The sequence below is a fragment of the Neorhizobium sp. P1_A6 genome (assembly GCF_056406795.1).
The window spans coordinates 235,485-256,949 of the sequence record NZ_JBFTZM010000006.1 but is presented as its reverse complement, the minus strand read 5'-3'; the positions used below and the strand labels follow the sequence as shown (position 1 = coordinate 256,949).

21 protein-coding genes are annotated in these 21,465 nt (G+C 62.8%); 14 read left to right on the top strand and 7 right to left on the bottom strand.

Features of this window, described 5'->3' with window-relative positions; translation table 11 throughout:
• Positions 1–5: 5 nt before the first annotated feature.
• On the bottom strand, positions 6–1,115 hold the full coding sequence (locus tag AC1D3C_RS14940) for a carbohydrate kinase (protein WP_477483422.1): 1,110 nt from the start codon (positions 1,113–1,115) through the stop codon (positions 6–8).
• A 115-nt stretch (positions 1,116–1,230) separates the two neighbouring features.
• Here AC1D3C_RS14940 and AC1D3C_RS14935 point away from each other — a divergent pair, with 115 nt between their 5' ends.
• From AC1D3C_RS14935 to AC1D3C_RS14915, 5 genes are all read left to right on the top strand, one after another.
• Positions 1,231–2,205, top strand: a complete 975-nt coding sequence (locus AC1D3C_RS14935) for an isopenicillin N synthase family dioxygenase (RefSeq protein ID WP_247031113.1) — start codon at positions 1,231–1,233, stop codon at positions 2,203–2,205.
• An 81-nt stretch (positions 2,206–2,286) separates the two neighbouring features.
• Entirely contained in the window at positions 2,287–3,324 is a 1,038-nt protein-coding gene (locus AC1D3C_RS14930; protein WP_477483421.1) for an ABC transporter substrate-binding protein, read from the top strand.
• A gap of 89 nt (positions 3,325–3,413) precedes the next feature.
• Positions 3,414–4,457, top strand: a complete 1,044-nt coding sequence (locus tag AC1D3C_RS14925) for an ABC transporter ATP-binding protein (RefSeq protein ID WP_477483420.1) — start codon at positions 3,414–3,416, stop codon at positions 4,455–4,457.
• Positions 4,454–5,311 (top strand): ABC transporter permease, encoded by an 858-nt coding sequence (locus tag AC1D3C_RS14920; protein ID WP_247031110.1) that lies wholly within the window; start codon positions 4,454–4,456, stop codon positions 5,309–5,311. The genes AC1D3C_RS14925 and AC1D3C_RS14920 overlap by 4 nt, the downstream gene beginning before the upstream one ends.
• Before the next feature lie 4 nt (positions 5,312–5,315).
• Positions 5,316–6,098 (top strand): ABC transporter permease, encoded by a 783-nt coding sequence (locus tag AC1D3C_RS14915; RefSeq protein WP_477483419.1) that lies wholly within the window; start codon positions 5,316–5,318, stop codon positions 6,096–6,098.
• 4 nt (positions 6,099–6,102) lie between these two features.
• Here AC1D3C_RS14915 and AC1D3C_RS14910 read toward each other — a convergent pair whose 3' ends face one another.
• The gene (locus AC1D3C_RS14910; protein WP_477483418.1) at positions 6,103–7,251 is read right to left on the bottom strand and encodes a DSD1 family PLP-dependent enzyme; all 1,149 of its coding nucleotides are present in this window, start codon (positions 7,249–7,251) and stop codon (positions 6,103–6,105) included.
• Between the two features lie 135 nt (positions 7,252–7,386).
• Here AC1D3C_RS14910 and AC1D3C_RS14905 point away from each other — a divergent pair, with 135 nt between their 5' ends.
• The 3 genes from AC1D3C_RS14905 to AC1D3C_RS14895 all read left to right on the top strand — a co-directional run bounded on the left by AC1D3C_RS14905 (position 7,387) and on the right by AC1D3C_RS14895 (position 9,278).
• Entirely contained in the window at positions 7,387–7,998 is a 612-nt protein-coding gene (locus tag AC1D3C_RS14905; protein ID WP_477483417.1) for a LysE family translocator, read from the top strand.
• Positions 7,999–8,088: 90 nt separating this feature from the next.
• On the top strand, positions 8,089–8,454 hold the full coding sequence (locus AC1D3C_RS14900) for a nuclear transport factor 2 family protein (RefSeq protein WP_477483416.1): 366 nt from the start codon (positions 8,089–8,091) through the stop codon (positions 8,452–8,454).
• Entirely contained in the window at positions 8,451–9,278 is an 828-nt protein-coding gene (locus tag AC1D3C_RS14895) for a helix-turn-helix domain-containing protein (protein ID WP_477483415.1), read from the top strand. The genes AC1D3C_RS14900 and AC1D3C_RS14895 overlap by 4 nt, the downstream gene beginning before the upstream one ends.
• A gap of 21 nt (positions 9,279–9,299) precedes the next feature.
• Here AC1D3C_RS14895 and AC1D3C_RS14890 read toward each other — a convergent pair whose 3' ends face one another.
• A complete protein-coding gene (locus AC1D3C_RS14890) occupies positions 9,300–11,258 on the bottom strand; it encodes a methyl-accepting chemotaxis protein (RefSeq protein WP_477483414.1) in 1,959 nt (652 codons plus the stop codon).
• Between the two features lie 396 nt (positions 11,259–11,654).
• Entirely contained in the window at positions 11,655–12,248 is a 594-nt protein-coding gene (locus AC1D3C_RS14885; protein ID WP_477483413.1) for a TetR/AcrR family transcriptional regulator, read from the bottom strand.
• 237 nt (positions 12,249–12,485) lie between these two features.
• Here AC1D3C_RS14885 and AC1D3C_RS14880 point away from each other — a divergent pair, with 237 nt between their 5' ends.
• Genes AC1D3C_RS14880 through AC1D3C_RS14870 form a run of 3 tightly spaced genes read left to right on the top strand, consistent with a single transcriptional unit; the run spans position 12,486 to position 16,227 of the window.
• On the top strand, positions 12,486–12,959 hold the full coding sequence (locus AC1D3C_RS14880) for a (2Fe-2S)-binding protein (protein ID WP_477483412.1): 474 nt from the start codon (positions 12,486–12,488) through the stop codon (positions 12,957–12,959).
• The gene (locus AC1D3C_RS14875) at positions 12,959–13,942 is read left to right on the top strand and encodes an FAD binding domain-containing protein (RefSeq protein WP_477483411.1); all 984 of its coding nucleotides are present in this window, start codon (positions 12,959–12,961) and stop codon (positions 13,940–13,942) included. The genes AC1D3C_RS14880 and AC1D3C_RS14875 overlap by 1 nt, the downstream gene beginning before the upstream one ends.
• A complete protein-coding gene (locus AC1D3C_RS14870) occupies positions 13,939–16,227 on the top strand; it encodes a xanthine dehydrogenase family protein molybdopterin-binding subunit (RefSeq protein ID WP_477483410.1) in 2,289 nt (762 codons plus the stop codon). Before AC1D3C_RS14875 ends, AC1D3C_RS14870 begins: the two co-directional genes overlap by 4 nt.
• A 34-nt stretch (positions 16,228–16,261) precedes the next feature.
• Here AC1D3C_RS14870 and AC1D3C_RS14865 read toward each other — a convergent pair whose 3' ends face one another.
• On the bottom strand, positions 16,262–17,215 hold the full coding sequence (locus AC1D3C_RS14865) for a LysR family transcriptional regulator (RefSeq protein ID WP_477483409.1): 954 nt from the start codon (positions 17,213–17,215) through the stop codon (positions 16,262–16,264).
• Between the two features lie 103 nt (positions 17,216–17,318).
• Between AC1D3C_RS14865 and AC1D3C_RS14860 the strand changes: the two genes are divergently transcribed.
• Entirely contained in the window at positions 17,319–17,927 is a 609-nt protein-coding gene (locus tag AC1D3C_RS14860) for an NADPH-dependent F420 reductase (RefSeq protein ID WP_477483506.1), read from the top strand.
• On the opposite strand, the gene AC1D3C_RS14855 is transcribed toward AC1D3C_RS14860, so the two are convergent.
• Positions 17,924–18,586, bottom strand: a complete 663-nt coding sequence (locus AC1D3C_RS14855; RefSeq protein ID WP_477483408.1) for a sulfite oxidase-like oxidoreductase — start codon at positions 18,584–18,586, stop codon at positions 17,924–17,926. The genes AC1D3C_RS14860 and AC1D3C_RS14855 overlap by 4 nt on opposite strands.
• A 103-nt stretch (positions 18,587–18,689) precedes the next feature.
• Between AC1D3C_RS14855 and AC1D3C_RS14850 the strand changes: the two genes are divergently transcribed.
• Positions 18,690–19,862, top strand: a complete 1,173-nt coding sequence (locus tag AC1D3C_RS14850) for an aminotransferase (RefSeq protein WP_477483407.1) — start codon at positions 18,690–18,692, stop codon at positions 19,860–19,862.
• Between the two features lie 27 nt (positions 19,863–19,889).
• Positions 19,890–21,170: a DUF763 domain-containing protein gene (locus AC1D3C_RS14845; RefSeq protein ID WP_477483406.1), complete on the top strand. Its 1,281-nt coding sequence runs from the start codon at positions 19,890–19,892 to the stop codon at positions 21,168–21,170.
• On the opposite strand, the gene AC1D3C_RS14840 is transcribed toward AC1D3C_RS14845, so the two are convergent.
• Positions 21,152–21,385 carry a tautomerase family protein gene (locus AC1D3C_RS14840; protein ID WP_105403049.1) on the bottom strand — a complete coding sequence of 78 codons (234 nt, stop codon included), beginning with the start codon at positions 21,383–21,385 and terminating at the stop codon, positions 21,152–21,154. The two genes, AC1D3C_RS14845 and AC1D3C_RS14840, sit on opposite strands and share 19 nt — an antisense overlap.
• Between the last annotated feature and the right edge of the window lie 80 nt (positions 21,386–21,465).

Genomic DNA, 21,465 nt, shown 5'->3' with positions numbered 1-21,465 from the left:
GAAGGTCAGCCGGCCAATCGGTGCATATTGGCTTCCAGGAAGCGTTCGGACAGGTCCGTATGGACGCTTGCGGTGCTTTCGGTGGTCAGCGTGCCGAGCAGTGCGCCGGTGCGGGCCGCATTGTAGGTGTCCTCGCCGTGCAGGATCCGGTGCAGCGTGCCCGCTATCATCGCGTCGCCGGCGCCGGTGATATCGACCGGCCGGGCATGGACTGCCGGGAAGGTTTTGGCGCCTTCGGTGCCAGCCACAGCGATACCGCGCGGACCCATGGTGACGACCGCTTCGTGCGCACCGGCCGCCTGCAGGGCAAGCGCTGCGTCCTTGGCGTCGTCGATCGTCTCATGCGCCTTGCGACCGAGGATCGCGTTGGCCTCATCGATGTTCATGAACAGCAGATCGACGCCGGTGAGATCTTTTGGCAGGCGGGCTGCCTTGGGTGTCGAGACCGCGTCGATCGCCAGCCGGAAACGGGCGCCTTGGCGCTTGGCGATGAGGGCGGCCAGCGTCTCAGCCGGCAGGTTGCAGTCGGAAAACACCCAGCTTGCAGCGGCGAGATGTGGCCAGATGCGCTCGATATGGCTCGGCAGCAGCAAGTCGAAAATGCTCATGTCGGCAATGCCGAGCACAAGATCGCCCTTGGTGTCGAGGATAGCGGCATATTCCGCCGTCGGGCGCTCGGTGGTGGTGATGATCTGGCTGACATCGATGCCGCGATCGCGCATGTGCTTCACCACCGCCCGGCCGCCTTCGTCGTCGCCGACGATCGAGACGAAACTGGTCGTGGTGCCGAGAAGGGCGAGGTTTTCAGCGACGTTGCGGGCAACGCCGCCGAGGCTGCGCACGCCGTCGACCGGGTTCGAAGTCTCGAAGACGAACTCCTGCTTGGCGCGGTATTTACGGTCGAGCACGGCGCCGCCGATGCAGACGGCGCGGGTCTCGGCTGGCATTACGTAACCGCGGCCGAGGATGTAGCCCTTCTGCATCAGCTGGACGATGTGGGCGGCGACCGTCGAGCGCGCCAGCCCGAGCATGGTGGCGATCTCCTGCTGGCCCGCGAACGGGTTGTCCTTGATGATTGCCAGGACGGCCGCTTCCTGTGGCGCAAGGTCATCCATGTTTCGTCGATCGTCCTTGGGTCGAGAACCGCATTGCAACTTCGTTCATTTTGATATGGACAACAACAGATGTTTTTGTCAACATCTGTTTGTCAGATGTGAATTGGAGGAAGGCATGTCCTTAACGAGCGCCAATCCTGCGTCATCCCATGATGCCGCTCCCGGCATTCCGGTGGTGGATGTCGGCCCCTTCATCCGCAACGAGGCAGGCGCTGCCGCCGTCGTGAAGACGATCGAAACGGCCTGCCGCGACACGGGCTTCTTTCTCGTGACCGGCCATGGTGTTTCGCCCGAGGTGACGTCGAGGCTCTACAATCTCGCCCGCGCCTTCTTTGATTACCCGCAGGACTGGAAGAAGACCCAAGGCCGCGGCGCCGGCGTTATGGGCGGCGTCGCTTTTTCGCCGATCGCCGAAGAGGCGCTTGCCGCCACGCTCGGCATCAAGACGCCGGGCGACTACAAGGAAAGCCTGAACTTCGGCGAGAACCTGCCCGGCGACGCCTGGCCGGACAGGCCGGATGGCCTGGAGCAGGCGTTTCGCGATTATTTCAAGGAAATGGAAACCCTCGCCAGGCACATGCGCCGCATCTTCTGCCAGGCGATCGGGCTCGATCAGGATTATTTTGAGCCCTCTTTCGAAAACCATCTCTCGGCGCTGCGCGTCATCAACTATCCGGAACAGGAAGAATCTCCGCTGCCGGGCCAGATGCGTGCCGGCGTGCATACCGACTACGGCTTCATGACGATCCTGCGCTCGGAGGCCTCTGCCGGTGGGCTGCAGGTGCGCAACCGCAACGGCGACTGGCTGGACGCGCCGTCGATCGAGGGCGCCTATGTGATCAACATCGCCGATGCCTTCATGCGCTGGACGAATGACGAATGGGTCTCGACACCGCACCGCGTCGCCAATCCACCGACCGGTTTCAAGGGCACTGCCCGCCGTCAGTCGATCCCGTTCTTCCTCAATCCGTCGAAGGATACGGTGATCGAGTGCCTGGCCCCGTTCGTAAAGGGTGGTGCCAAATATGAACCGATCACCTATGGCGAATATATCGACCTGAAGACGAAGCAGGCTTTTTCGAAAGGCTGATCACCGACCAATTTCGTGCGCAGAAGCGGAGAACCGCCGGCACAGCAAGGTCTCGAAAGACCGCAACAAGGGGAACTGAACATGATGGATTTGACAAAGCGGCAAACGCTTGCCGGAATGGGTGCACTCGCTGCGGCCGGACTTTTCGGTCTTCCGGCGCGGGCTCAAGGGAAGGCGCTGGTCGTGCCGACGCTCGGCGGGGTGTGGGAACAATACTGGCGTTCGACCGTCGGTCCTGCCTTCACCAAGCAGACCGGCGCTGCCGTGACCCTCGACGTCGGCAACGGCCGCGTCTGGGGCGCCAACCTGCGTGCGGCGGGTGCCGCCAAGCCTCCCTATTCGATCGTGATGACCAACGAGGTTTTCGCGTCCGGCCTGCGCAAGGAAGGCTTTTTCGAAAAGCTCGACCTCACCAAGCTGCCGAACTACGCCGACCTCTATCCGCTCGCCAAGAAGACCGATGGCTGGGGTGCGATCGGCGCCGTTTCGCCGATCGGCATCGGCTACCGCACGGACCTCGTGAAGACCAAGCCGAAGTCCTGGAAGGATCTCTGGAACAATCCGGAATTCAAGGGCAAGATCGGCCTCTACAACTTCGCCAACAGCGCCGGCAAGATGGAATTGCTGCTGTTTTCGAAGATCTTCGGCAAGGACCAGTATGATGTCGATGCCGGTTTCGCGGCTCTCCAGAAGCTCGGCTCAGTGATCCAGGTGGACTTCAACATGTCGACGGGCCTCGCCTCCGGCGAAATTGTCGTCGCACCCTTCGACTTCGGCGAGATCGCTCGCCTGCGCCGCCAGGGCCTGCCGGTCGACTGCATCATCCCGGAGGAAGGGATGTTCATGTTCGACCAGACCATCAACATCCTTGCCAATGCTCCGGAAAAGGAACTGGCCTACCAGTACGCCAATTTCCTGCTGTCGCCGGAAGTGCAGGGGATGATGATGAAGGAGTTCTTCATCTCGCCGACCAATTCCAAGGTGGTTGTGCCGGCCGATCTCAAGGTCGACGTGCCGGTTTCCGGCGCGGACATGGACAAGATCCTCACCTGGGACTGGAACTTCGTCAACGAAAAGCAGGGCGAGCTCGCCGAACGCTGGGCGAAGACCGTCAAGTGATTTCCCCAACTGCGATCATGGCTTGCCATGAGGGCAGGCCATGATCGGCTTTTTCGGGGTCCGGCTCTTCAAATGGAAAGTGGAATTTCATGACAGAGGTTAGCATCGAAAAGCTGACCAAGGACTATGGGCAGGGTCCCGCGGTCAACAGCATTTCGATCAGGATAGCCGAGGGCGAGTTCATCTCGCTGCTCGGACCTTCCGGTTGCGGCAAGACGACGACGCTTAAGATGATCGCCGGTTTCGAGGATGCGACCGAAGGCGCAATCCGCTTCGACGGGCGCGACGTGGTGCATGTGCCGGTCGAAAAGCGCGATATCGGCATGGTCTTCCAGAACTATGCCCTCTTTCCGCATATGACGGTCGAAAAGAACCTCGCATTCGGGCTCGAGATGCGGAAGCTTCCAAAGGACGAGATCCGCACCCGCATCGCCAAGGTGCTGGATATGGTGCAGCTTACTGGTTATTCGGAGCGTTATCCGCGCCAGCTTTCCGGCGGCCAGCAGCAGCGCGTGGCGCTTGCGCGCGCTCTGGTCATCGAGCCGAAGATCCTGCTACTCGACGAACCGCTCGCCAATCTCGACGCCAAGCTGCGCGAGGAGATGCGTGTCTTCATCCGCGATCTGCAGCGCCGCGTCGGTATCACAACGGTCTACGTCACCCACGACCAGGCCGAGGCGATGACCATGTCCGACCGGGTCGTCGTGATGTTCGGCGGCCGCATCGCCCAGATCGGCACGCCATCGGATATCTACGAGCGGCCCGCCAATCTGGAAGTCGCCGAGTTCGTCGGGCAGGTGAATATCATTCGCGGCAAGGTCGGCAACCGCGTCGTATCGACTGCCTTCGGCGACGTGCCGGTCAGCGGAGATTTCGCCGATGGTGCCGAGCTGATGCTGGCTCTGCGTCCGGAAGCGGTCGAGCTGCTGCCGATCAATTCAGGCTCCACAGGGGCGCCGGCCAAGGTTCTGTCGAGCTATTATTCCGGCAGTCTCGTCGACTACCGGCTGGAGCTTGCGACCGGCGCTGTCGTCAACGTCCAGACGTTTCCACGCACCCGGTTTGCCGATGGCGAACAAGTGCTGGTGCATGCGCCGTCCGATCGCTTCTGGCCGCTAGGGACCGTGGCATGATTGTCCCGCCCAGGAAAAGGTTCGGACCGCTGCTGCTGATCGCGCCTGCCGCGATCCTGCTCGGCGTGTTCCTCGTGCTGCCCTATCTCAATATCGTCGTCATGAGCTTCCGTATGCCGGGGCAGGGCACGCCCTATGGGCCGGGCTTCACGCTTGGCAATTACGGCAAGTTCTTCTCGGACTTCTTCTACATCCAACAGGTGATCAACACGCTGTGGATCGGCTTCCTGACGACCTTCATCTGCCTGGTTCTCGGTTATCCCGTCGCCTGGCAGCTGGCTCGCGGGGCCTCGACCTTCCGCGCGCTGGGTTATGCGCTGGTGCTCTCGCCGCTGCTCGTCGGCATCGTCATCCGCAGTTATGGCTGGACGATCCTGCTCGGCAATAACGGCATCATCAACCGCACCCTGACCGGCTGGGGGCTGATCGATGGGCCGCTGCCGTTGATGTACAATGCGCTCGGCATCATCATCGCGCTGGTGCATGTCTTCCTGCCCTTCATGATCCTGCCGATCATGAGCGCCATCCAGGGCATCGATCCGTCGCTCGAGGCGGCGGCCCGGTCGCTGGGCGCGTCGAAGGTCACCTCCTTCCGGCGCATCACCCTGCCGCTGTCGCTGCCGGGTATCCAGGCCGGCTGCATCCTCGTCTTCGTCCTGTCGCTCAGCGCCTATGTGACGCCGTCGCTGATCGGTGGCTTGCGCGTGAAAACCATGGCGGTGACGGTGGTGGATGCGCTGATCGACACGTTCCAGTGGCCGTTCGGTTCGGCGCTGGCGCTGATGCTGTCGGTCACCGGCGCGATCTTCGTCGTCATCTTCGGGCGGCTGACCGTCATGAAATGGAAGGCATAGAGACATGTCGAAACCCTTCTTCACCGTCTATTGCCTGATCATCTACGCTTTCCTGCTGGCGCCGATCGCGGTCGTTGTCATCGCCTCGTTCAATGCCGGCGCCTTCCTTACCTTCCCGCCGCAGGGGCTCTCCTTCCGCTGGTATCTCGTGTTCTTCAACAACGAGGTGTTCATGCGGGCGATCCGCACCTCGCTGTGGATCGCGACACTGACCATGGTGATTTCCGGCGTCATCGGCACGATGGCGGCGATGTTCTACGTGACCCATGCCGGCAAGCTGAAGGAAACGGTGCGGGTCGCCATGCTGGCGCCGCTGCTGCTGCCGGAAGTGCTGACAGCGATCTCGCTGCTGTTCTTCGTCTATTCGGTCGGCCTCGGCACGCAGAACCTGGTCGGCATGATCGTCGGCCACGTGCTGATCACGCTGCCCTTCGTGTTCATCAACGTGTCGGCCTCGATGGAAAGCTACGATCCGGCCTGGAGCCTTGCGGCGCAGAGCCTCGGGGCAGGGCGGTTCACCCGCTTCCGGCGGATCATGTTGCCGCTGATCAAGCCGGGCGTCATCGGCGGTTGCCTGTTCGCCTTCATCATTTCGTTCGACGTCTTTACCATTTCCTTCATGCTGAAAGGGGTTGGCATGTCGACGCTGCCGATCCAGCTGTTCGATTACCTGCGCACCAACTTCACGCCGGAAGCGGCGGCCGTCTCGACCTGCTCGATCGTGCTGACGATGGCGGTGGTGGTCATCTCGGAAAAGGTGTTGGGCCTGCGCATCCACCGCTTTTAGGCGGTCAATAAAGCTTGCCGCGGGCGGTGACCGGCCAGAGCGCCTCGACGCGGCCGTTTCGCACACAGACGTACCAGTCGTAGAGATTGCAGGTCGGGTCGCAGTGACCCGGCACGAGGCGCAGCCGGTCGTTGAGCGTCAGTGTGTCCTGCGGGTCCTCGATCTTGCCGTGCTCGTCCGATGCGCTGGCGAATGTGAGGTCGGGGCGTTCGAACACCGTCGGCAGGCCGCTGTCGATCGAGTGCGCTTTCAGGCCCGCATCGCAGATGGCGCGGCCGGAGGCAGGCTTGCTCATGATCGAGGTCAGCACGAACAGCGCGTGTTCGAAACCGCCGACCACGCCGTTGCCTTCGGTCGAGCGGACACGGGCATAATCCGCATCCATGAAGATGTAGGAACCGGGCTGGATCTCTTTATAGACGCCGGATGAGCCCTCGAGGTTGTGGGTGCCTGTTCCCGCCCCGGTGACGATCGCTGGCTCCAGCCCCGCATCGCGCAGCAGCTCGGCCGTCTCCCGCGCCATGCCGATCGCCTTGTCGATCGCGGCGCGGCGCTCCACCGGATCGTAGATATGCTGGGCGCTGCCGTGATAGGCCTGGATGCCGGCGAAGGCGAGGTTCGGCGCTGCTGCAACGGCTTTCGCCAGTTCGACGGCCGGCGCGCCGGGCGACACGCCGCAGCGACGGGCGCCGCAATCGATCTCCACCAGCACGTCGAGCGTGACGCCATGCCGGGTGGCGGCATCCGAAAGTGTCGCAACGACAGCGGGATCGTCGACGCAGACGGAGACATGGGCGCTCTTTGCGAGCCGCGCCAGCCGATCGATCTTCTTCGGATCGGCCACCTCGTTGGCGATCAGCACGTCGGTCACGCCGCCGCGCACCAGCGCTTCCGCTTCGGATACTTTCTGGCAGCAGATGCCGACGGCGCCGTTGGCGATCTGGTAGAGCGCCACGTCCGCTGATTTATGGGTCTTGGCATGCGGGCGAAGCCGCACCCCCATCGCCTCGGCGTGATCCTTCATCCGCGCGACGTTCCGCTCGAAGGCATCGAGATCGATGATCAGCGCCGGCGTCTGGATGTCGGCGATCTTATCGCCGATGGCGGCCGGCACGTCGTAGCCGATGTCGATGTCTTTGGGAGAAGAGGTCATGAGGTCGGGTCCGCAATCAGATTGCGCGACGATAGGTTCGCCGCCGCATCCAGGCAATCGTCCGCCTGCAATTTCGTTCAAGATCGATGTGGCGCTCTCCGATAGCTGTGGGAAAACATCTCGAAAGGATCGCCCATGAGCCCGGAATTCCTGATCACCTCCTTCATCGTCGTCGCTTCCCCCGGTACCGGAGTGCTGATCACGCTCGCCGCCGGCCTGTCGCGAGGCGCGCGAGCAAGCCTCGTTGCCGCGCTCGGCTGTACGCTCGGCATCCTGCCGCACATGATTGCGGCGGTCTCGGGCCTTGCGGCGCTGCTGCATGCCAGCGCATTGGCCTTCGAAATCATCAAATATCTTGGTGTCGCCTATCTGCTGTTCATGGCCTGGCAGGTTCTGAAGGAAAAGGGGGCGCTGACCGTGGAGGCGGACCGGACGCCAAAATCCGTTGGCCAAGTCATCGGCTCGGCAATCCTTGCCAATCTGCTCAATCCGAAACTGTCGATCTTCTTCTTCGCCTTCCTGCCGCAGTTCGTCGCCCATGACGAAGCCGCGCCGGTTCTGCGTATGACCGAGCTCAGCCTCGTCTTCATGCTGATGACCTTCGGCGTCTTCGTCCTCTACGGCCTGTTTGCTGCCTCGGTGCGGAACCACGTGATCTCGCGGCCGAATATCCTTGCCTGGATACGCCGTATCTTCGCCGGCGCCTTCGTGGTGCTCGGCGCGAGACTTGCGCTTTCGGCGCGATAGTTATTACCTGCCGCGTAATTGAGACGATGCAGCCGCTCCGGCATGTTCGCCCTGCCTGCAACGAGCAGGGCGATCTCAAGGAGAAAAGACATGACCGATGCGAACACCAATGCCGAACGTTATCTCGCCATCTGGAACGAAACGGATGCCGTTCGCCGCAAGGCGATGATCGCCGAGACCTGGGCGGAAGACGGGCTTTACGTCGATCCGCTGATGCGCGGCGAGGGCCATGAGGGTGTCGATCGCCTGGTCGAAGGCGTCCAGGCGCGGTTTCCGGGTTTCCGCTTCACGTTGCTTGGCGCGCCCGACGGCTACGACGACAATCTGCGCTTTTCCTGGGAGCTTGGTCCCGTGGACGGCGAGGCGCTGATCAAGGGCACGGATTTCGCCGTCCTGGAAAACGGCCGGTTGAAGTCGGTCCGCGGTTTCCTCGATCAGGTTCCCGCTGCCGCATGACGACCCTCGCACCCGCCCGCCCCCTCGGTGATTTCCTGCGCGAATGGCGCCGCCGCCGGCGCATGAGCCAGCTCGACCTGGCGCTGGAGGCTGAAATCTCGCAGCGTCATCTGAGCTTCCTCGAAAGCGGGCGGGCGGCCCCCAGCCGCGACATGCTGCTGCATCTCGCGGAGCGGCTTGAGGTGCCGCTCCGCGAGCGCAATCCGATGCTGCTCGCCGCCGGTTTTGCGCCGGTGTTTGCCGAGCGCAAGCTGGACGATCCGGCACTTCAGCCGGCGCGTCTAGCGATCGATATGGTGCTGAAGGGCCACGAGCCTTTCCCGGCACTCGCGGTCGACCGGCACTGGACGCTGGTGGCCGCCAATGCCGCGGTGGCGCCGCTGCTTGGTGATGTCGCGGACCAGTCGCTGATCGAGGGGCCGGTCAACGTGCTGCGGCTCAGCCTGCATCCGCAGGGGCTTGCGCCTCACATTGCCAATCTTTTCGAGTGGCGCAGTCACCTGCTCGAACGGCTCCGCCAGCAGATCGCCGCGACCGGTGACCGCGTTCTCAGGGCATTGCTGGAAGAGCTTTCCGGCTATCCGGTGCCGGAAGATACGCCGAAAGCGGCGGCGAAACATGACTATGCGGGTATCGCCGTGCCGATGGAATTGCGGACGGAGGCGGGACTGCTATCCTTCATCTCGACGACGACGGTTTTCGGAACCCCGGTCGATGTGACGCTGTCGGAACTGGCGGTCGAATCCTTCTTTCCCGCCAATGACGAAACGGCCCGGCTTCTGCGCCAGATGGCAGAGGCCGGGCCGTCGAAGAGCGACAGTTAAAGTTGAGCTTCGATCAGCGGATCAGAATTCGGTCCATTGCGATTCCGTGGTTGCGGCAGCCGCGGCGCCGCCGAAGGATTTGCTGACGCGCTGTGCAAGGCGGCGGGCCGGCGATTCCTGCGGGACGGCGTTGCGGCCGACCGGGGCAGGAGCGGAGCCGTAAGCCGGCCGCTGCTGTATTCCGGAACGCTGACCGCCTTCGGAGAGCTTGAAGCGGGTGAGGAGATCGCGCAGCTTCGTGCTTTCCGAGGCGAGATTGGCGCCGGCGGCATTGGTTTCCTCGACCATTGCAGCGTTTTGCTGTGTCACCTGGTCCATCTGGTTGACGGCCGAATTGACTTCGGCAAGTCCGACCGACTGTTCGCGGGCGGCGGTGGCGATCGCACTGATATGCTCGTTGATGGTGACGACGTGGGATTCGATCGTCTTCAGCGCGTCGCCGGTCTCGCGCACCAGCTTGACGCCGTTCTGAACCTCGGCGCCCGACTTGCGGATGAGGTCCTTGATCTCCTTCGCGGCGCTCGCGGAACGCTGGGCGAGTTCGCGGACTTCCTGGGCGACAACCGCAAACCCCTTGCCGGCATCACCGGCACGGGCCGCTTCGACGCCGGCATTCAGCGCCAGCAAATTGGTCTGGAAGGCGATCTCATCAATGACGCCGATGATGTTGGAGATCTGGCTGGACGACTGCTCGATGCGCTGCATCGCGTCGACGGCGTTGGCGACCACGGCCCCCGACTGGGCGGCGCTCGAATTTGCCTGCAGCGCGATGGACTTCGCCTCGTCCGCACGTTTGGAAGAGTTCGAGACGTTGACGGTGATTTCGTCGAGGGCTGCGGCGGTCTCTTCAAGCGAGGCTGCCTGCTGTTCGGTCCGCTTGGAAAGGTCGTCGGCGCTCTGGCTGACTTCACGCGAGCCGCTGTCGATCGACTGGGCCGAGCCGGCGACTTCCGAGAGTGCGGCGCCGAGACGGGACACGGCGGAGTTCAGGTCTTCGCGCAGCGCTTCGAAATCCGGAGCAAAAGGCTCGTTGAGCTGGAAGGCGAGGTCACCGGAGGCAAGGCGACGCAGGCCGGCGGCAAGGCCGGAGGTCGCTTCGTGCAGGCGGGCCTGGGCCGAGGCTTCCGCCTCTTCCTGGAGGCGAATCCGGTCGGCTTCGGCGTGGGCGCGGGCTTCCTCGGCCTCTTCCTGAAGCTGCCTGTTGGAGATCGCGGCCTGGCGGAACACTTCGACGGCGCCGGCCATGGCGCCGACTTCGTCCTTGCGGCCGGCGAAGGGGATTTCGGTGGCGGTGTCACCTGCGGCAAGACCGCTCATCGAAGCGGTGATGCGCTGGATCGGACGGGCAATACCGGACAACACGTAGACGGCGGCGCCGACGATCAGCAGGAAAACGACGCCGAGGATGATTTCCATCGTGGTGAGCGCGGTGGAGTAGGTCGTCTTCGCCTTTGCGGTTTCGACGGCCGCCTCATCCGTGTTCGACTTGACCAGCTTGGTAACGGCTTCCATCGCTGGCTGAATGGTGATGCGCATCTTTTCCATCTCGACACGGGCGCGGGCGTCCGAAGCCTTGCGGGAGAAGTCCAGCATCTTCTGGCCGTTCAGGATGTATTTGTCGATGCCGGCCTGGATCTGGTCGATGATCTGCTTTTCCTGATCGCTGGAAATCAGCGGCCTGTAGGCGTTGAGAGCGACCTTCAGCGCATCGGACTGCTGGGCGATCAGCTTTTCCGCCGATTCCATGCCGAAGTCCGAGGTGGTGGTGAGATGGCCCATATAGGCGACCGTCATTCCGAGAATGGCCGTCTCGATATTCTTCGAAGCCTGAACGCTCGGCATCGAGTTCTCGGAAATCGTATTGAGATTGCCGGCGACGTTGGAGAGCGAGGATATGGCCGCCCAGGCGAGAACGGCGACGAGAGCTGCAATCGCGCCGAAGACGGCGATGAGCGAGCTGCGAATGGAGAGACGGGACATGAGGTTCGGCTCCGGATTGGTGAAGCCTCGAATGAGGCAACGCGTTTTCACGCGCAGATCTGATATCTGGCAGTGTGGGAAGAGAACCGGTCTCATACCGGCTCTTGCGCTACACCGGATGGCGGTCACGCGGTTGCCGGAAGATTAAGGTCAAACTCTTTAACGACAGATTGAATTTTGATATTGTACAACGATTTTTGATGATTTTCGGCGCTAAAAGTTCGAAAATATACCTGTGCTATCCGTTTATTTTATAACAATAATATTGGAATCGGGCCGGCGTAGTAACAGGATACCTGTCAATCGAGGATTGCTTGATTTTCCGTTCAAACGAGATGCGAAATCTAGCCTATCCGACGGGCCGTTTCCGAGCAGATCCGAGGCATCGAGCGGGTGTTATCGGCGGGTCCGAAGGCCGTCCATCAACAGGCCGATCAGGCGATGCGACCGTTCACGCCATTCGGGCGATTCTGGAATCGAATAGATGCTGGACAGCGCGTGCAGGAGATCGCTTGTCTCGATGTCGCTGCGGATACATCCCTTGTCGCCGGCGGTCTTCAACAGGCTTTCCAAAGCGCCGCGGATCAGGCCCGAGCCCTCGGAAAAAAGGGAGGAGTTCGATGTCATGAGAATGCGCAGGCTGTTGGCCATGCCGCGCTTGGTGGCGATGTAGCCGACGAAACGACGCATCCATTCCTCGAGCGCAACATCCGGCGGATGTTTTTGGGCAAGTTCGGTGGCAGCCGTGGCGAGGCTTTCGAGTTCGCGTCGATAGACCACTTCCACGAGATGCTCGCGGCTCGGGAAATGCCGGTAAAGGGTGCCGATGCCGACACAAGCCTGGCGTGCTATATCTTCCAGCGAGGTCTCGACGCCATTTTCCGCAAAGGCTGCGGCCGCCACCTGGATCAGCCTGTCGCGGTTACGGCGGGCATCGGCGCGAAGCTTGGTCGATGCGGGCGATGTCGTCTTCGGCTCGGCCGAGGCCAAAATATTGCTCCAGGCAAATGAGGGCTTGACGAAAATCAGTAAGCCACTAGTTTAAACGGAGGCGCCTCCGTTTATCTGGAGTGCCTTCCACTTCTTAGTCCAGAGGGGGACGGATGTCATGCCGAAATGTGCCGGTGCTTCTCTCGCCGAACATCATCTAGGGCATCGCAGCCAGTTGGCCAGTCCGTCCCAGGCTTTAAAGTTCTCATTCTCGTGACAATGGCAGGAGCTTGATCCATGACACGAACCATCCATCTTTCGCTCGATATCAACGGGAGGCGGTACGACCTCGATGTCGAACCGCGTGTCACGCTGCTCGATGCGCTGCGCGAACATCTCGCGCTGACCGGCACCAAGAAGGGCTGCGACCAGGGTCAATGCGGCGCCTGCACCTGTCATGTCGACGGTAGCCGTGTGCTTTCCTGTCTGACGCTCGCAGCCCAGGTCGAAGGCCGGCAGATCACCACGATCGAGGGGATTGCCGCGGAAAACGGCGAGTTGCATCCTGTCCAGGCGGCTTTCGTGGAGCATGATGCGTTCCAATGCGGCTATTGCACGCCCGGCCAGATCATGTCGGCAGTCGCCTGCATCCGCGAAGGCCATGCGGAATCCGACGAGGAAATCCGCGAATACATGTCCGGCAATCTCTGTCGGTGCGGAGCCTATAACAGCATCGTCGCGGCGGTGCGCGAAGCGGCGGAGATGGCGTGATGAGAGACTTTTCCTATCTCCGCGCCTCGTCTGCCGATGAAGCCCGGCAGGCGGCGCTCCAGGCCGGTTCAGCGCTGCTTGCCGGTGGCACGACGCTTCTCGATCTCGCCAAATGCGGCGTGATGGAGCCGGAAACGGTCATCGACATCACCCACCTTTCCGGGCTCGGCGGGATCACCCTCGATGCCGGCGGCGCCACGATCGGTGCGCTTGCCAAGATGGGCGCGGTTGCAGATCACGCAGGCATCCGCGCCGCTTTCCCGGCGGTTTCGGAATCGCTGTCGCTGGCGGCCTCCGCCCAACTCCGCAACATGGCGACGATCGGCGGCAACCTGTTGCAGCGGACACGCTGTTCGTATTTCCGCGAGCCGGACGTGTTTCCGGCCTGCCACAAACGCAATCCCGGCTCCGGCTGTTCGGCGCTTGGCGGCGTCACCCGCAACCACGCTGTCCTCGGTACCAGCGATGCCTGCATCGCCACCTATCCGGGTGACCTCGCAGTCGCGCTCGCCGCCTTCGACGCCGTGGTCGATCTCGGGGGCCGGACGGTGTCGGTCGACGACTTTTTCCTGACGCCGCGCAATACGCCGGAGCGGGAAACCGCGTTGCAGCGCGGCGAGATGATCACCGCGATCACCATTCCGGCCTCGGCGGCGGCGAAGAACTCTATCTATCTCAAGGTTCGCGACCGCCAGTCCTACGAGTTTGCGGCGGCGAGTGCCGCAGTCGGGCTGGAATTCGAAGCGGACGGCAAGACGGTTCGCGATATCCGCGTCGCTCTCGGCGGCGTCGCCACCAAGCCGTGGCGGGCTCGCAACGTCGAACAGGCGCTGGTCGGCAAGGTGCTCAGCGCGGAAACCGTCGAGGCGGCGAGCCGGCTCGCCATGGAAGGTGCCGTTTCGCATGGCGCCAATCACTACAAGATCGAACTTGCGCCGCGCGTTGTCGCCCGCGCCATCCTGAAAGTTGGAGGTCTCGTATGACCATCATGGAACCCCGCAAACACGGCGATGCCTCAGACGGGACTGTCGGCGGTCGTCAAACACGCTTCGAAGGCAATCTGAAGGTCACCGGTGGCGCGACCTATGCGCTGGAATATCCGGCCGAAGGCCTTGTCTATGCTATTCTCGTGCAGAGCACGATTCCGGCCGGCCGCGTCATTTCGGTCGATGCGGAAAAGGCGCTTGCGGCCCCGGGCGTGCTGATGGTGCTGACGCCGGATGACGATATGGGTCTCCTGGTCGCCTCCGACTGGGGTGGCAATCGCCCGGAAAACCAGCCGTATTATCCGCTGCCGCGGCAGGTGCAGTACAATGGTCAGTCGATCGCCGCCGTCGTCGCGGAAAGCCGCGAACAGGCGGTCGAGGCGGCAAGGCTGATCTGCATCACCTATGAGAAGGCGCCGCATGTCGCGAGCTTCAACGATACGGCGGCTGGCGAAGGCAAGGTGATGGACAATCTTACCGCCGGATGGGGTGATGCCGAGGCCGCTCTTGCGGCAGCACCGGTTCAGATCGAAGGCGAATATTCGACGCCGCGTGAATATCACGTCGCCATGGAGCCGCATGGGCTGACCGTGAAGTGGGATGGCGACCAAATCACGGTCTGGGAGCCGAGCCAATGGTCTCACGGCATGGCGCGCAGCTATTCCGAATGGTTCGGCATTCCTTACGAAAACGTCCGCCTGATCTCGCCGTTCATCGGCGGCGGGTTCGGCTCCAAGGGGGCGGCGCTCGCCCATGGCGCGGTGGCTGCTTTCGCGTCCAGGAAGCTCGGCCGGCCGGTCAAGCTTGCGCTCACGCGACCGCAGAATTTCACCAACTATGGCGGTCGCGCTGCGACACGCCAGCGGATCAAGATCGGCGCGACGGAAGACGGCATCCTGCAGGTGATCGTCCATCGCGGCGCCAGCGAGACCTCCACCTACGCGGATTGGCCCGAGCAGACCGGTGCCGCAACGCCGATCCTCTACAGGATAGAGAATTTCTCGTCGCAGCATCGGGTCGTGCCGGTCAATACCGTCACACCGGGTGCGTTACGCGGACCGGGCAAGAACCCCAGCGCGTTCGGCATCGAAAGTGCGATGGAGGAGCTCGCCTACAAACTCGGCATGGACCCGCTCGAACTGCGGCTGAAAAACTACGCCGACCACGACTACCAGTCGGGAAAACCCTGGTCGACCCGCCGGCTGCGCGAAGCGCTGACCGAAGGGGCCGAAGCCTTCGGCTGGTCGAGGCGCAGCCATGAACCACGCTCGATGCGCGACGGCAAAACCCTGATCGGCTGGGGCATCGGCTGCGGCACGTTCCCGGTCATCCAGGCGCCGAGCGAGGCGATGATCCGCATCCTGCGCAACGGCCGTGTCGAGGTCGTCAGCGGTGCGATCGACATGGGGCAGGGCACCTATACGATCCTTGCCCAGACCGCAGCCGAAGTGTTTGGCATTCCCGTCGACCAGGTCGAGGTCCATCTCGGCGATTCCCGGCTGCCGGGCTCGGCGATTGCCGGCGGCTCGATGCTGGCGGGCTCGATCCTCGGTGCCGTGCACAAGGCGGCGACGGCGGCCCGCGACGAACTGATCGGACTGGCGCTCAACGACGAGAAATCGCCGCTGCGCGATACCGGGGCCAATACGCTGACCTTCAGCGGCGGCCGCATTGCCGTTCCCCGCGACCAGGGTCCGTCGCTCACGCTTTCGGAACTGATGGCGGCGCTCGGTCGCGACGAGATCGAGATCCTGAGGAATACGCTGCCGGAAGGTGCTACCGCCCAGGAGCAGCATCAGGCCTGGACGAGCATGGTAAAGGTTCAGGGGCCGACCATGGGCGAATATTCCATGCATAGCTGGTGCGCCCATTTCGCCGAAGTGAGGGTGGATGAGGATTTTGGAACGGTGCGGGTGTCCCGCATCGTCTCGGCCTTCGATTGCGGCCGGCTCTACAATCCGCGGCTGGTCGAAAGCCAGTGGCGGGGCGGCATCATCATGGGCATCGGCCAGGCGCTCCTCGAGGAAGGTCTCGTCGACCAGCGCAACGGCCGCACCGTCAACAACAACATGGGCGACTATCTGGTGCCCACCAATGCGGACGTGCCGCATATCGAGGTGATCTCGGTCGGCATTCCCGATTACGGCGCCTCGGCGCTGGGCGGCAAGGGCGTCGGCGAAGTCGGCATCGTCGGCGTCGCGCCGGCAATCGCCAACGCGGTCTTCCACGCGACCGGCAAACGCGTCCGCGACCTGCCGATCACGCTCGAAAAGCTGATCTGACCGATCCGGCGCATCCGGCGTCAGTCGGGTGCGCCTATTTTCGCTTCGGCATGTTGGATGCCCCGAGGCTGCCAGCAAAACGTTCGGCCAGACGCTCTTTTCGGAAATGCTCGACCACGAAGTCGATAAAGACGCGGGTTTTTGCCGGCAGCAGCGTCTTGCTGGCGTAATAGATCGAGATCGGCCCGATATCCGCATACCAGTCGGGCAGCAGGCGGACGAGCGTACCACTCTCCATATACGATAAGGCATCCGGCATCGCGATCATCGCAACGCCGAGGCCGAGGCTTGCTGCGTGGGCAATGGCGGCTGGGTCGTTGAGCGCCATCTTTTCCCTCAGTGCCACCGGCACTTCGTCTCCGCCGGCATTTCGCATCACCCATTGGCGGATGCGGCCGGTATTGGAAGAACGCAGATGGATGCCGTCGAGGTTCGCAAGGTCCGCCGGATGGGCCGGCATCGGCCTATCCTTCATGTAGGCAGGTGAAGCGACCAGCACGATATGGGCCGGCGCCAGCACCCGGGCGACCGCGCCGGGCGTCAGCTCAAACCCGCCGCCGATCGCCGCGTCATATCCCTCGGCGATCAGATCGACCTGCCGGTTCTCGAACGTCCAGTCCGGACGGATCAGCGGGTAGCGCGCCATGAACTCCGGCAGCAGCGGCAGGATATAGCCCGTTCCGAAATGCGGGCTCATGCTGACCTTCAGCACACCGGCCGGCTCCGCTCCGCCCGAAGAGACCTCGGCGATCGCGGTCTGCAGCGCCTCGACGTGGTCGCGGATCTCCGACAGAAAACGTTCGCCCGCTTCCGTCAGCGTCAGCCTTCGCGTGCTGCGCTGGAAGAGGCGGGTGCCGAGGTTCCGCTCCAGCATCGCGACATTGCGGCTGACGGCCGCGGGCGTCAGTGCCAACCGCCTGGCTGCAGCCGAGAAGCCACCGAGCTCTGCGCTGCGCATGAAGGATTCGAGATTGGCGAGGCTTTCCACGGAAGGTCTATTCTCAACGGTTGCTTGAAGATGCTTGGCATTATTACCGGCTAATCAAGTGCCAATCCAGAGGCGATATTCCTGTCATCGAAACCACTGGAGTATTGCAATCATGACCATCGGTATCATCGGCGCCGGCAATATCGGCGCAGCTTTCGCCCGCGCTCTTGCCCGCAGCGGCGTGCGTGCCACCATCGCCAACAGCCGCGGCCCGGCTTCGCTCGAAACACTGACTGCCGAGCTGTCACCCTGGATTTCCGCCGGCACGATCGAAGAGGCAGCAAGTGCGGACATGGTGCTGATCGCGGTTCCATGGACGAAGCTGCCGGCTGCCCTTGCCGGACTGCCGGACTGGAACGGCCGGATCGTCATCGATGCGAACAACCCGATCGAGTCGCCGCTCTACAAACCGGCCGAACTCAACGGTCGTCTTTCCAGCGAAATCGTCGCCGACCTCGTGCCGGGCGCCCGGGTGGTGAAGGCTTTCAATCATCTGTTTGCAAAGCTGCTCGAGGCCGATCCTGCTTCCGAGGGCGGCAAGCGAGTGTTGTTCTATTCGGGCGACGATGCGACGGCAAAGACGGAGGTCGCCGCCTTGACGGAGAAGCTCGGCTTCTTCGGCATAGACCTCGGGCCGCTTGCTGTCGGGGCCAAGCTGGCGCAGTTCCCGGGAGGCCCGCTGCCGGCGCTCAACCTCGTCCAGTTCGGTTAGTCGTCCGAATAACGCTCCTCGGACCAGGGGTCGCCGCGCATGTGGTAGCCGTTCTTTTCCCAGAAGCCGGCTTGGTCGCGGTCGAGGAACTCAATGCGGTTGAGCCATTTGGCGCTCTTCCAGAAATAGAGGTGCGGCACCACCAGCCGCACCGGCCCGCCATGTTCCTCGCTCAGCGACTTGCCTTCCCATTCCGTGACGATGATCGCGTCCGGCGAGGCAAAATCCGAAAGCAGCAGGTTGGTGGTATAGCCGTCATAGCTGGTCAGCATGACAGCGACGGCCTCGTCCTGCGGATCGACGAGATCGAGGAAATCGTGTGTCGAGACGCCTTTCCAGTTGTTGTCGTAACGGGACCATGTGGTCACGCAATGGATGTCGGAGCGCATCTCGGTCTGCGGCAAAGCCTGGAAAGCCGCCCAGTCCAAGGTCCTGCGGTTGTTGACGAACCCGCGCACGTCGAGCTTCCAGCGCTCGGTCGACACCTGCGGCTGCTGGCCAAGGTCGAGGACCGGCCAGTTCTTGACCAGGTGCTGGCCAGGCGGCAGGCGGTCGGTTTCCGGCCTGGTGATGCGGCCTGTCAGGAACTTCCCTTGTTCCGCCCATTTCCGTTTGGTGATGGTGAGCTTCGAATCCTCGGGCTCAATCTCGTCGGCCATATCCGGTTCTCCTTGCGTCGCCCGATAATCTGATAAACAAGAAAGGCAATCAATTGCCCATCTTGGCAATCGCCTGTTCGGAAAATCCTGTTCTCGGAAGATCATGCCTGCCTTCAATCCGCTTATCGAAAAGCTCAGCCCTCCGCCCGTTCCCTCCGTCGCCGCCTGGGGGCGTGCCTATGACGGGTCCAAAGGTCCGCTGATCGACCTCTCTCAGGCCGTACCGGGGTATCCGGCCCATCCGGACATGCTGAAGCTGCTCGGCGAGACCGGCTCTTCAAAAGCCTTTACCGGATATGGGCCGATCGAGGGCGAGGCGGAACTTCGGACGGCCTATGCGGCGCATGTCTCTGAGGTTTACGGCGCGGGCATCGGGCTCAGGAACATCCACATCACGTCTGGCTGCAACCAGGCCTTTGTCTGCGCGGCGATGACGGTGGCCGGCCCCGGCAATACGGTGCTGATGACCGAGCCCTTCTATTTCAACCACGAAACGACGCTGGCGATGATGGGCGTCAAGACCGCTTTCGTCGCCTGCGATGCGGCGAACGGTTTCCTGCCGGATCTCGTCGGGCTCGAAGCTGCGATCACCGGCGAGGTGCGGGCGCTGGCGCTCGTCTCACCCAACAATCCGACCGGAGCGATCTATCCGCCGTCGTTGCTCGAGGCGATCTTCAAGCTCTGCCGGAACAAGGGCATCTGGCTGATCCTCGACGAGACCTATCGCGACTTTCTGCCTGCCGCCGACCAGGCGCCGCATGTTCTCTTCAGCCTCGAAAGTTGGCAGGACACGCTGATCAGCCTCTACAGCTTTTCGAAATCCTTCTGCATCCCCGGCCACCGGCTCGGGGCGATCACTGCCGGCCCGGTCGCGGTCGAACAGATCGCCAAGATCATGGACAACCTGCAGATCTGCGCGCCGCGCGCCGCTCAGGCCGCCGTCGTCAAGGCGTTGCCACTTCTCGCCGATTGGCGCGAAGAGAACCGGCAAGAGATCGGCCGCCGTGCCGATGCCTTGAAGGCGGTGATGCGCTCCGTCAACGACTGGAAGCTCGATGCGATCGGCGCCTATTTTGCCTTCGTGCGGCATCCATTCCCAGGCAGGAGTTCGGCGGAGGTGGCGGAAAAACTCGCCAGGCAGGCGGGCGTGATCTGCATTCCGGGCGCCTATTTCGGCGAGAGCCAACAGAATTATCTGCGCTTCGCCTTCGCCAATGCGGATGTGCCGACGATCGGGCTGTTGCGAGAACGTTTGCAGAACTTTTCCCTATCGTGAGCCTGGGCGTCCGTATATAAGCGGAGCATGGTTCAAAGAGCAGGCAGCGCCGATCTCCCCCTTCACGGCGGCCGGGTTCCCCGGTGGCTCGGCGAGCGCATGACCAAGCTCGGCGCCGTGATCACCCAGGCGATCGTCATCGAATATGGCCGCGACGAACTTCTGCGGCGGCTGGCGCATCCCTTCTGGTTCCAGTCCTTCGGCTGCGTCATGGGCATGGACTGGCACTCTTCCGGCATCACCACCAGCGTTCTCGGCGCGCTCAAGCGCGGGCTGACGCCGATGGCCGGCGAACTCGGCATCCATGTCTGCGGCGGCCGTGGCCAGAGCTCCCGCAAGACGCCGGACGAATTGATCGCCGTCGGCAACCGCGTCGGCATCGATGGCAGCGGCCTTGCGACGACCAGCCGTCTGGTCGCCAAGGTGGACAGCGCCGCGGTTCAGGACGGGTTCGATCTTTACCTGCACGGTTTCATCGTCACCGACGATGGCAAATGGGTGGTGGTGCAGCAGGGCATGAACGGCGACAAGCGCCAGGCGCGACGTTATCACTGGATTTCGGAGGGCTTGAAAAGCTTCGTCGATTCCCCGCATGCGGCGATCGAGGGCCGCGGGCAGGGCGAGATCGTCAATCTCGCCGACCACCGTGCCGAAGCCTCCCGAAAGGGCCAACTCGACCTGCTCGCGACGCTCGGGCCGGACCGCATCATCCGCGAGGTGATCGCCATCGAGCCGGCGCGCAAGTTGAAGGAACCGGCGCAGCCGATGCTGCCGCATCTGGTCATGCCGGCGCATCACGATGTCCGCGAGGAGGACGTCAACATGAGGCGGCTGCATGGCACGCTGGCGGCGGCGGCCGATCGCGGCCCGGAGGATTTCGAGAACCTGCTGCTGATGCCGGGTGTCGGCGCGCGGACAGTCAAGGCTTTGGCCATGGTCGCCGAGGTGGTGCATGGCGCGCCCTGCCGGTTTTCCGATCCGGCGCGTTTCTCGCTTGCCCACGGCGGCAAGGACCGGCATCCGTTTCCGGTGCCGCTGAAGGTTTATGACGAGACGATCAAGGTGATGAAGTCTGCGGTCGGCAAGGCCCGGCTCGGCCGCGAGGAAGAGCTGCAGGCGCTGAAGCGGCTGGACGACCAGGCCCGGCAGATGGAACGATATGTGACCGGCCCGGACCTCAAGGAGATCGTCGCCGGCGAATTCCGCCAATCGCACGAATGGGGCGGCCGCAGCGTCTTCGGCTGGGAGCCGCCGGCGGAAGAGACCGCCGATTTTCCAGGATCAGCCGACTACTTGAAGGGATCGTAGCCGGGCATTTTGTAAACGAGTTCCGGCTGTCCCTGGATATCCGGCACGTAGACCTTGTCCGTCCAGGCGTCTCTCGGAAAGTCCTGGATTGCGACCGACACGGAACTCTCGGCAGAGCCAAGAGCGGTCATGACAGCCTTGGTCACCTCAGCCGTCAGTGCCTGCTTCTGCTCTTCGGAGCGGCCCTCGACCATTTTGACGATAACATGGGGCATGTTGCGTTCCTCCGATGTGCAGTTTTCAAATCAACCGAAGCGAGCATAGCCCGTCTCGTTCATGGATTTCAACCGGGAAC

What these genes read in the sequence shown, in the direction of transcription:
- AC1D3C_RS14935 (WP_247031113.1), top strand. Translation starts at nt 1,231, where the DNA reads ATGTCCTTAACGAGCGCCAATCCTGCGTCATCCCATGATGCCGCTCCC.
- AC1D3C_RS14845 (WP_477483406.1), top strand. Translation starts at nt 19,890, where the DNA reads ATGGTTCAAAGAGCAGGCAGCGCCGATCTCCCCCTTCACGGCGGCCGG.
- AC1D3C_RS14895 (WP_477483415.1), top strand. Translation starts at nt 8,451, where the DNA reads ATGACGACCCTCGCACCCGCCCGCCCCCTCGGTGATTTCCTGCGCGAA.
- AC1D3C_RS14930 (WP_477483421.1), top strand. Translation starts at nt 2,287, where the DNA reads ATGATGGATTTGACAAAGCGGCAAACGCTTGCCGGAATGGGTGCACTC.
- AC1D3C_RS14920 (WP_247031110.1), top strand. Translation starts at nt 4,454, where the DNA reads ATGATTGTCCCGCCCAGGAAAAGGTTCGGACCGCTGCTGCTGATCGCG.
- AC1D3C_RS14925 (WP_477483420.1), top strand. Translation starts at nt 3,414, where the DNA reads ATGACAGAGGTTAGCATCGAAAAGCTGACCAAGGACTATGGGCAGGGT.
- AC1D3C_RS14900 (WP_477483416.1), top strand. Translation starts at nt 8,089, where the DNA reads ATGACCGATGCGAACACCAATGCCGAACGTTATCTCGCCATCTGGAAC.
- AC1D3C_RS14870 (WP_477483410.1), top strand. Translation starts at nt 13,939, where the DNA reads ATGACCATCATGGAACCCCGCAAACACGGCGATGCCTCAGACGGGACT.
- AC1D3C_RS14940 (WP_477483422.1), bottom strand. Translation starts at nt 1,115, where the DNA reads ATGGATGACCTTGCGCCACAGGAAGCGGCCGTCCTGGCAATCATCAAG.
- AC1D3C_RS14855 (WP_477483408.1), bottom strand. Translation starts at nt 18,586, where the DNA reads ATGGCCGACGAGATTGAGCCCGAGGATTCGAAGCTCACCATCACCAAA.
- AC1D3C_RS14840 (WP_105403049.1), bottom strand. Translation starts at nt 21,385, where the DNA reads ATGCCCCATGTTATCGTCAAAATGGTCGAGGGCCGCTCCGAAGAGCAG.
- AC1D3C_RS14915 (WP_477483419.1), top strand. Translation starts at nt 5,316, where the DNA reads ATGTCGAAACCCTTCTTCACCGTCTATTGCCTGATCATCTACGCTTTC.
- AC1D3C_RS14875 (WP_477483411.1), top strand. Translation starts at nt 12,959, where the DNA reads ATGAGAGACTTTTCCTATCTCCGCGCCTCGTCTGCCGATGAAGCCCGG.
- AC1D3C_RS14890 (WP_477483414.1), bottom strand. Translation starts at nt 11,258, where the DNA reads ATGTCCCGTCTCTCCATTCGCAGCTCGCTCATCGCCGTCTTCGGCGCG.
- AC1D3C_RS14905 (WP_477483417.1), top strand. Translation starts at nt 7,387, where the DNA reads ATGAGCCCGGAATTCCTGATCACCTCCTTCATCGTCGTCGCTTCCCCC.
- AC1D3C_RS14880 (WP_477483412.1), top strand. Translation starts at nt 12,486, where the DNA reads ATGACACGAACCATCCATCTTTCGCTCGATATCAACGGGAGGCGGTAC.
- AC1D3C_RS14850 (WP_477483407.1), top strand. Translation starts at nt 18,690, where the DNA reads ATGCCTGCCTTCAATCCGCTTATCGAAAAGCTCAGCCCTCCGCCCGTT.
- AC1D3C_RS14910 (WP_477483418.1), bottom strand. Translation starts at nt 7,251, where the DNA reads ATGACCTCTTCTCCCAAAGACATCGACATCGGCTACGACGTGCCGGCC.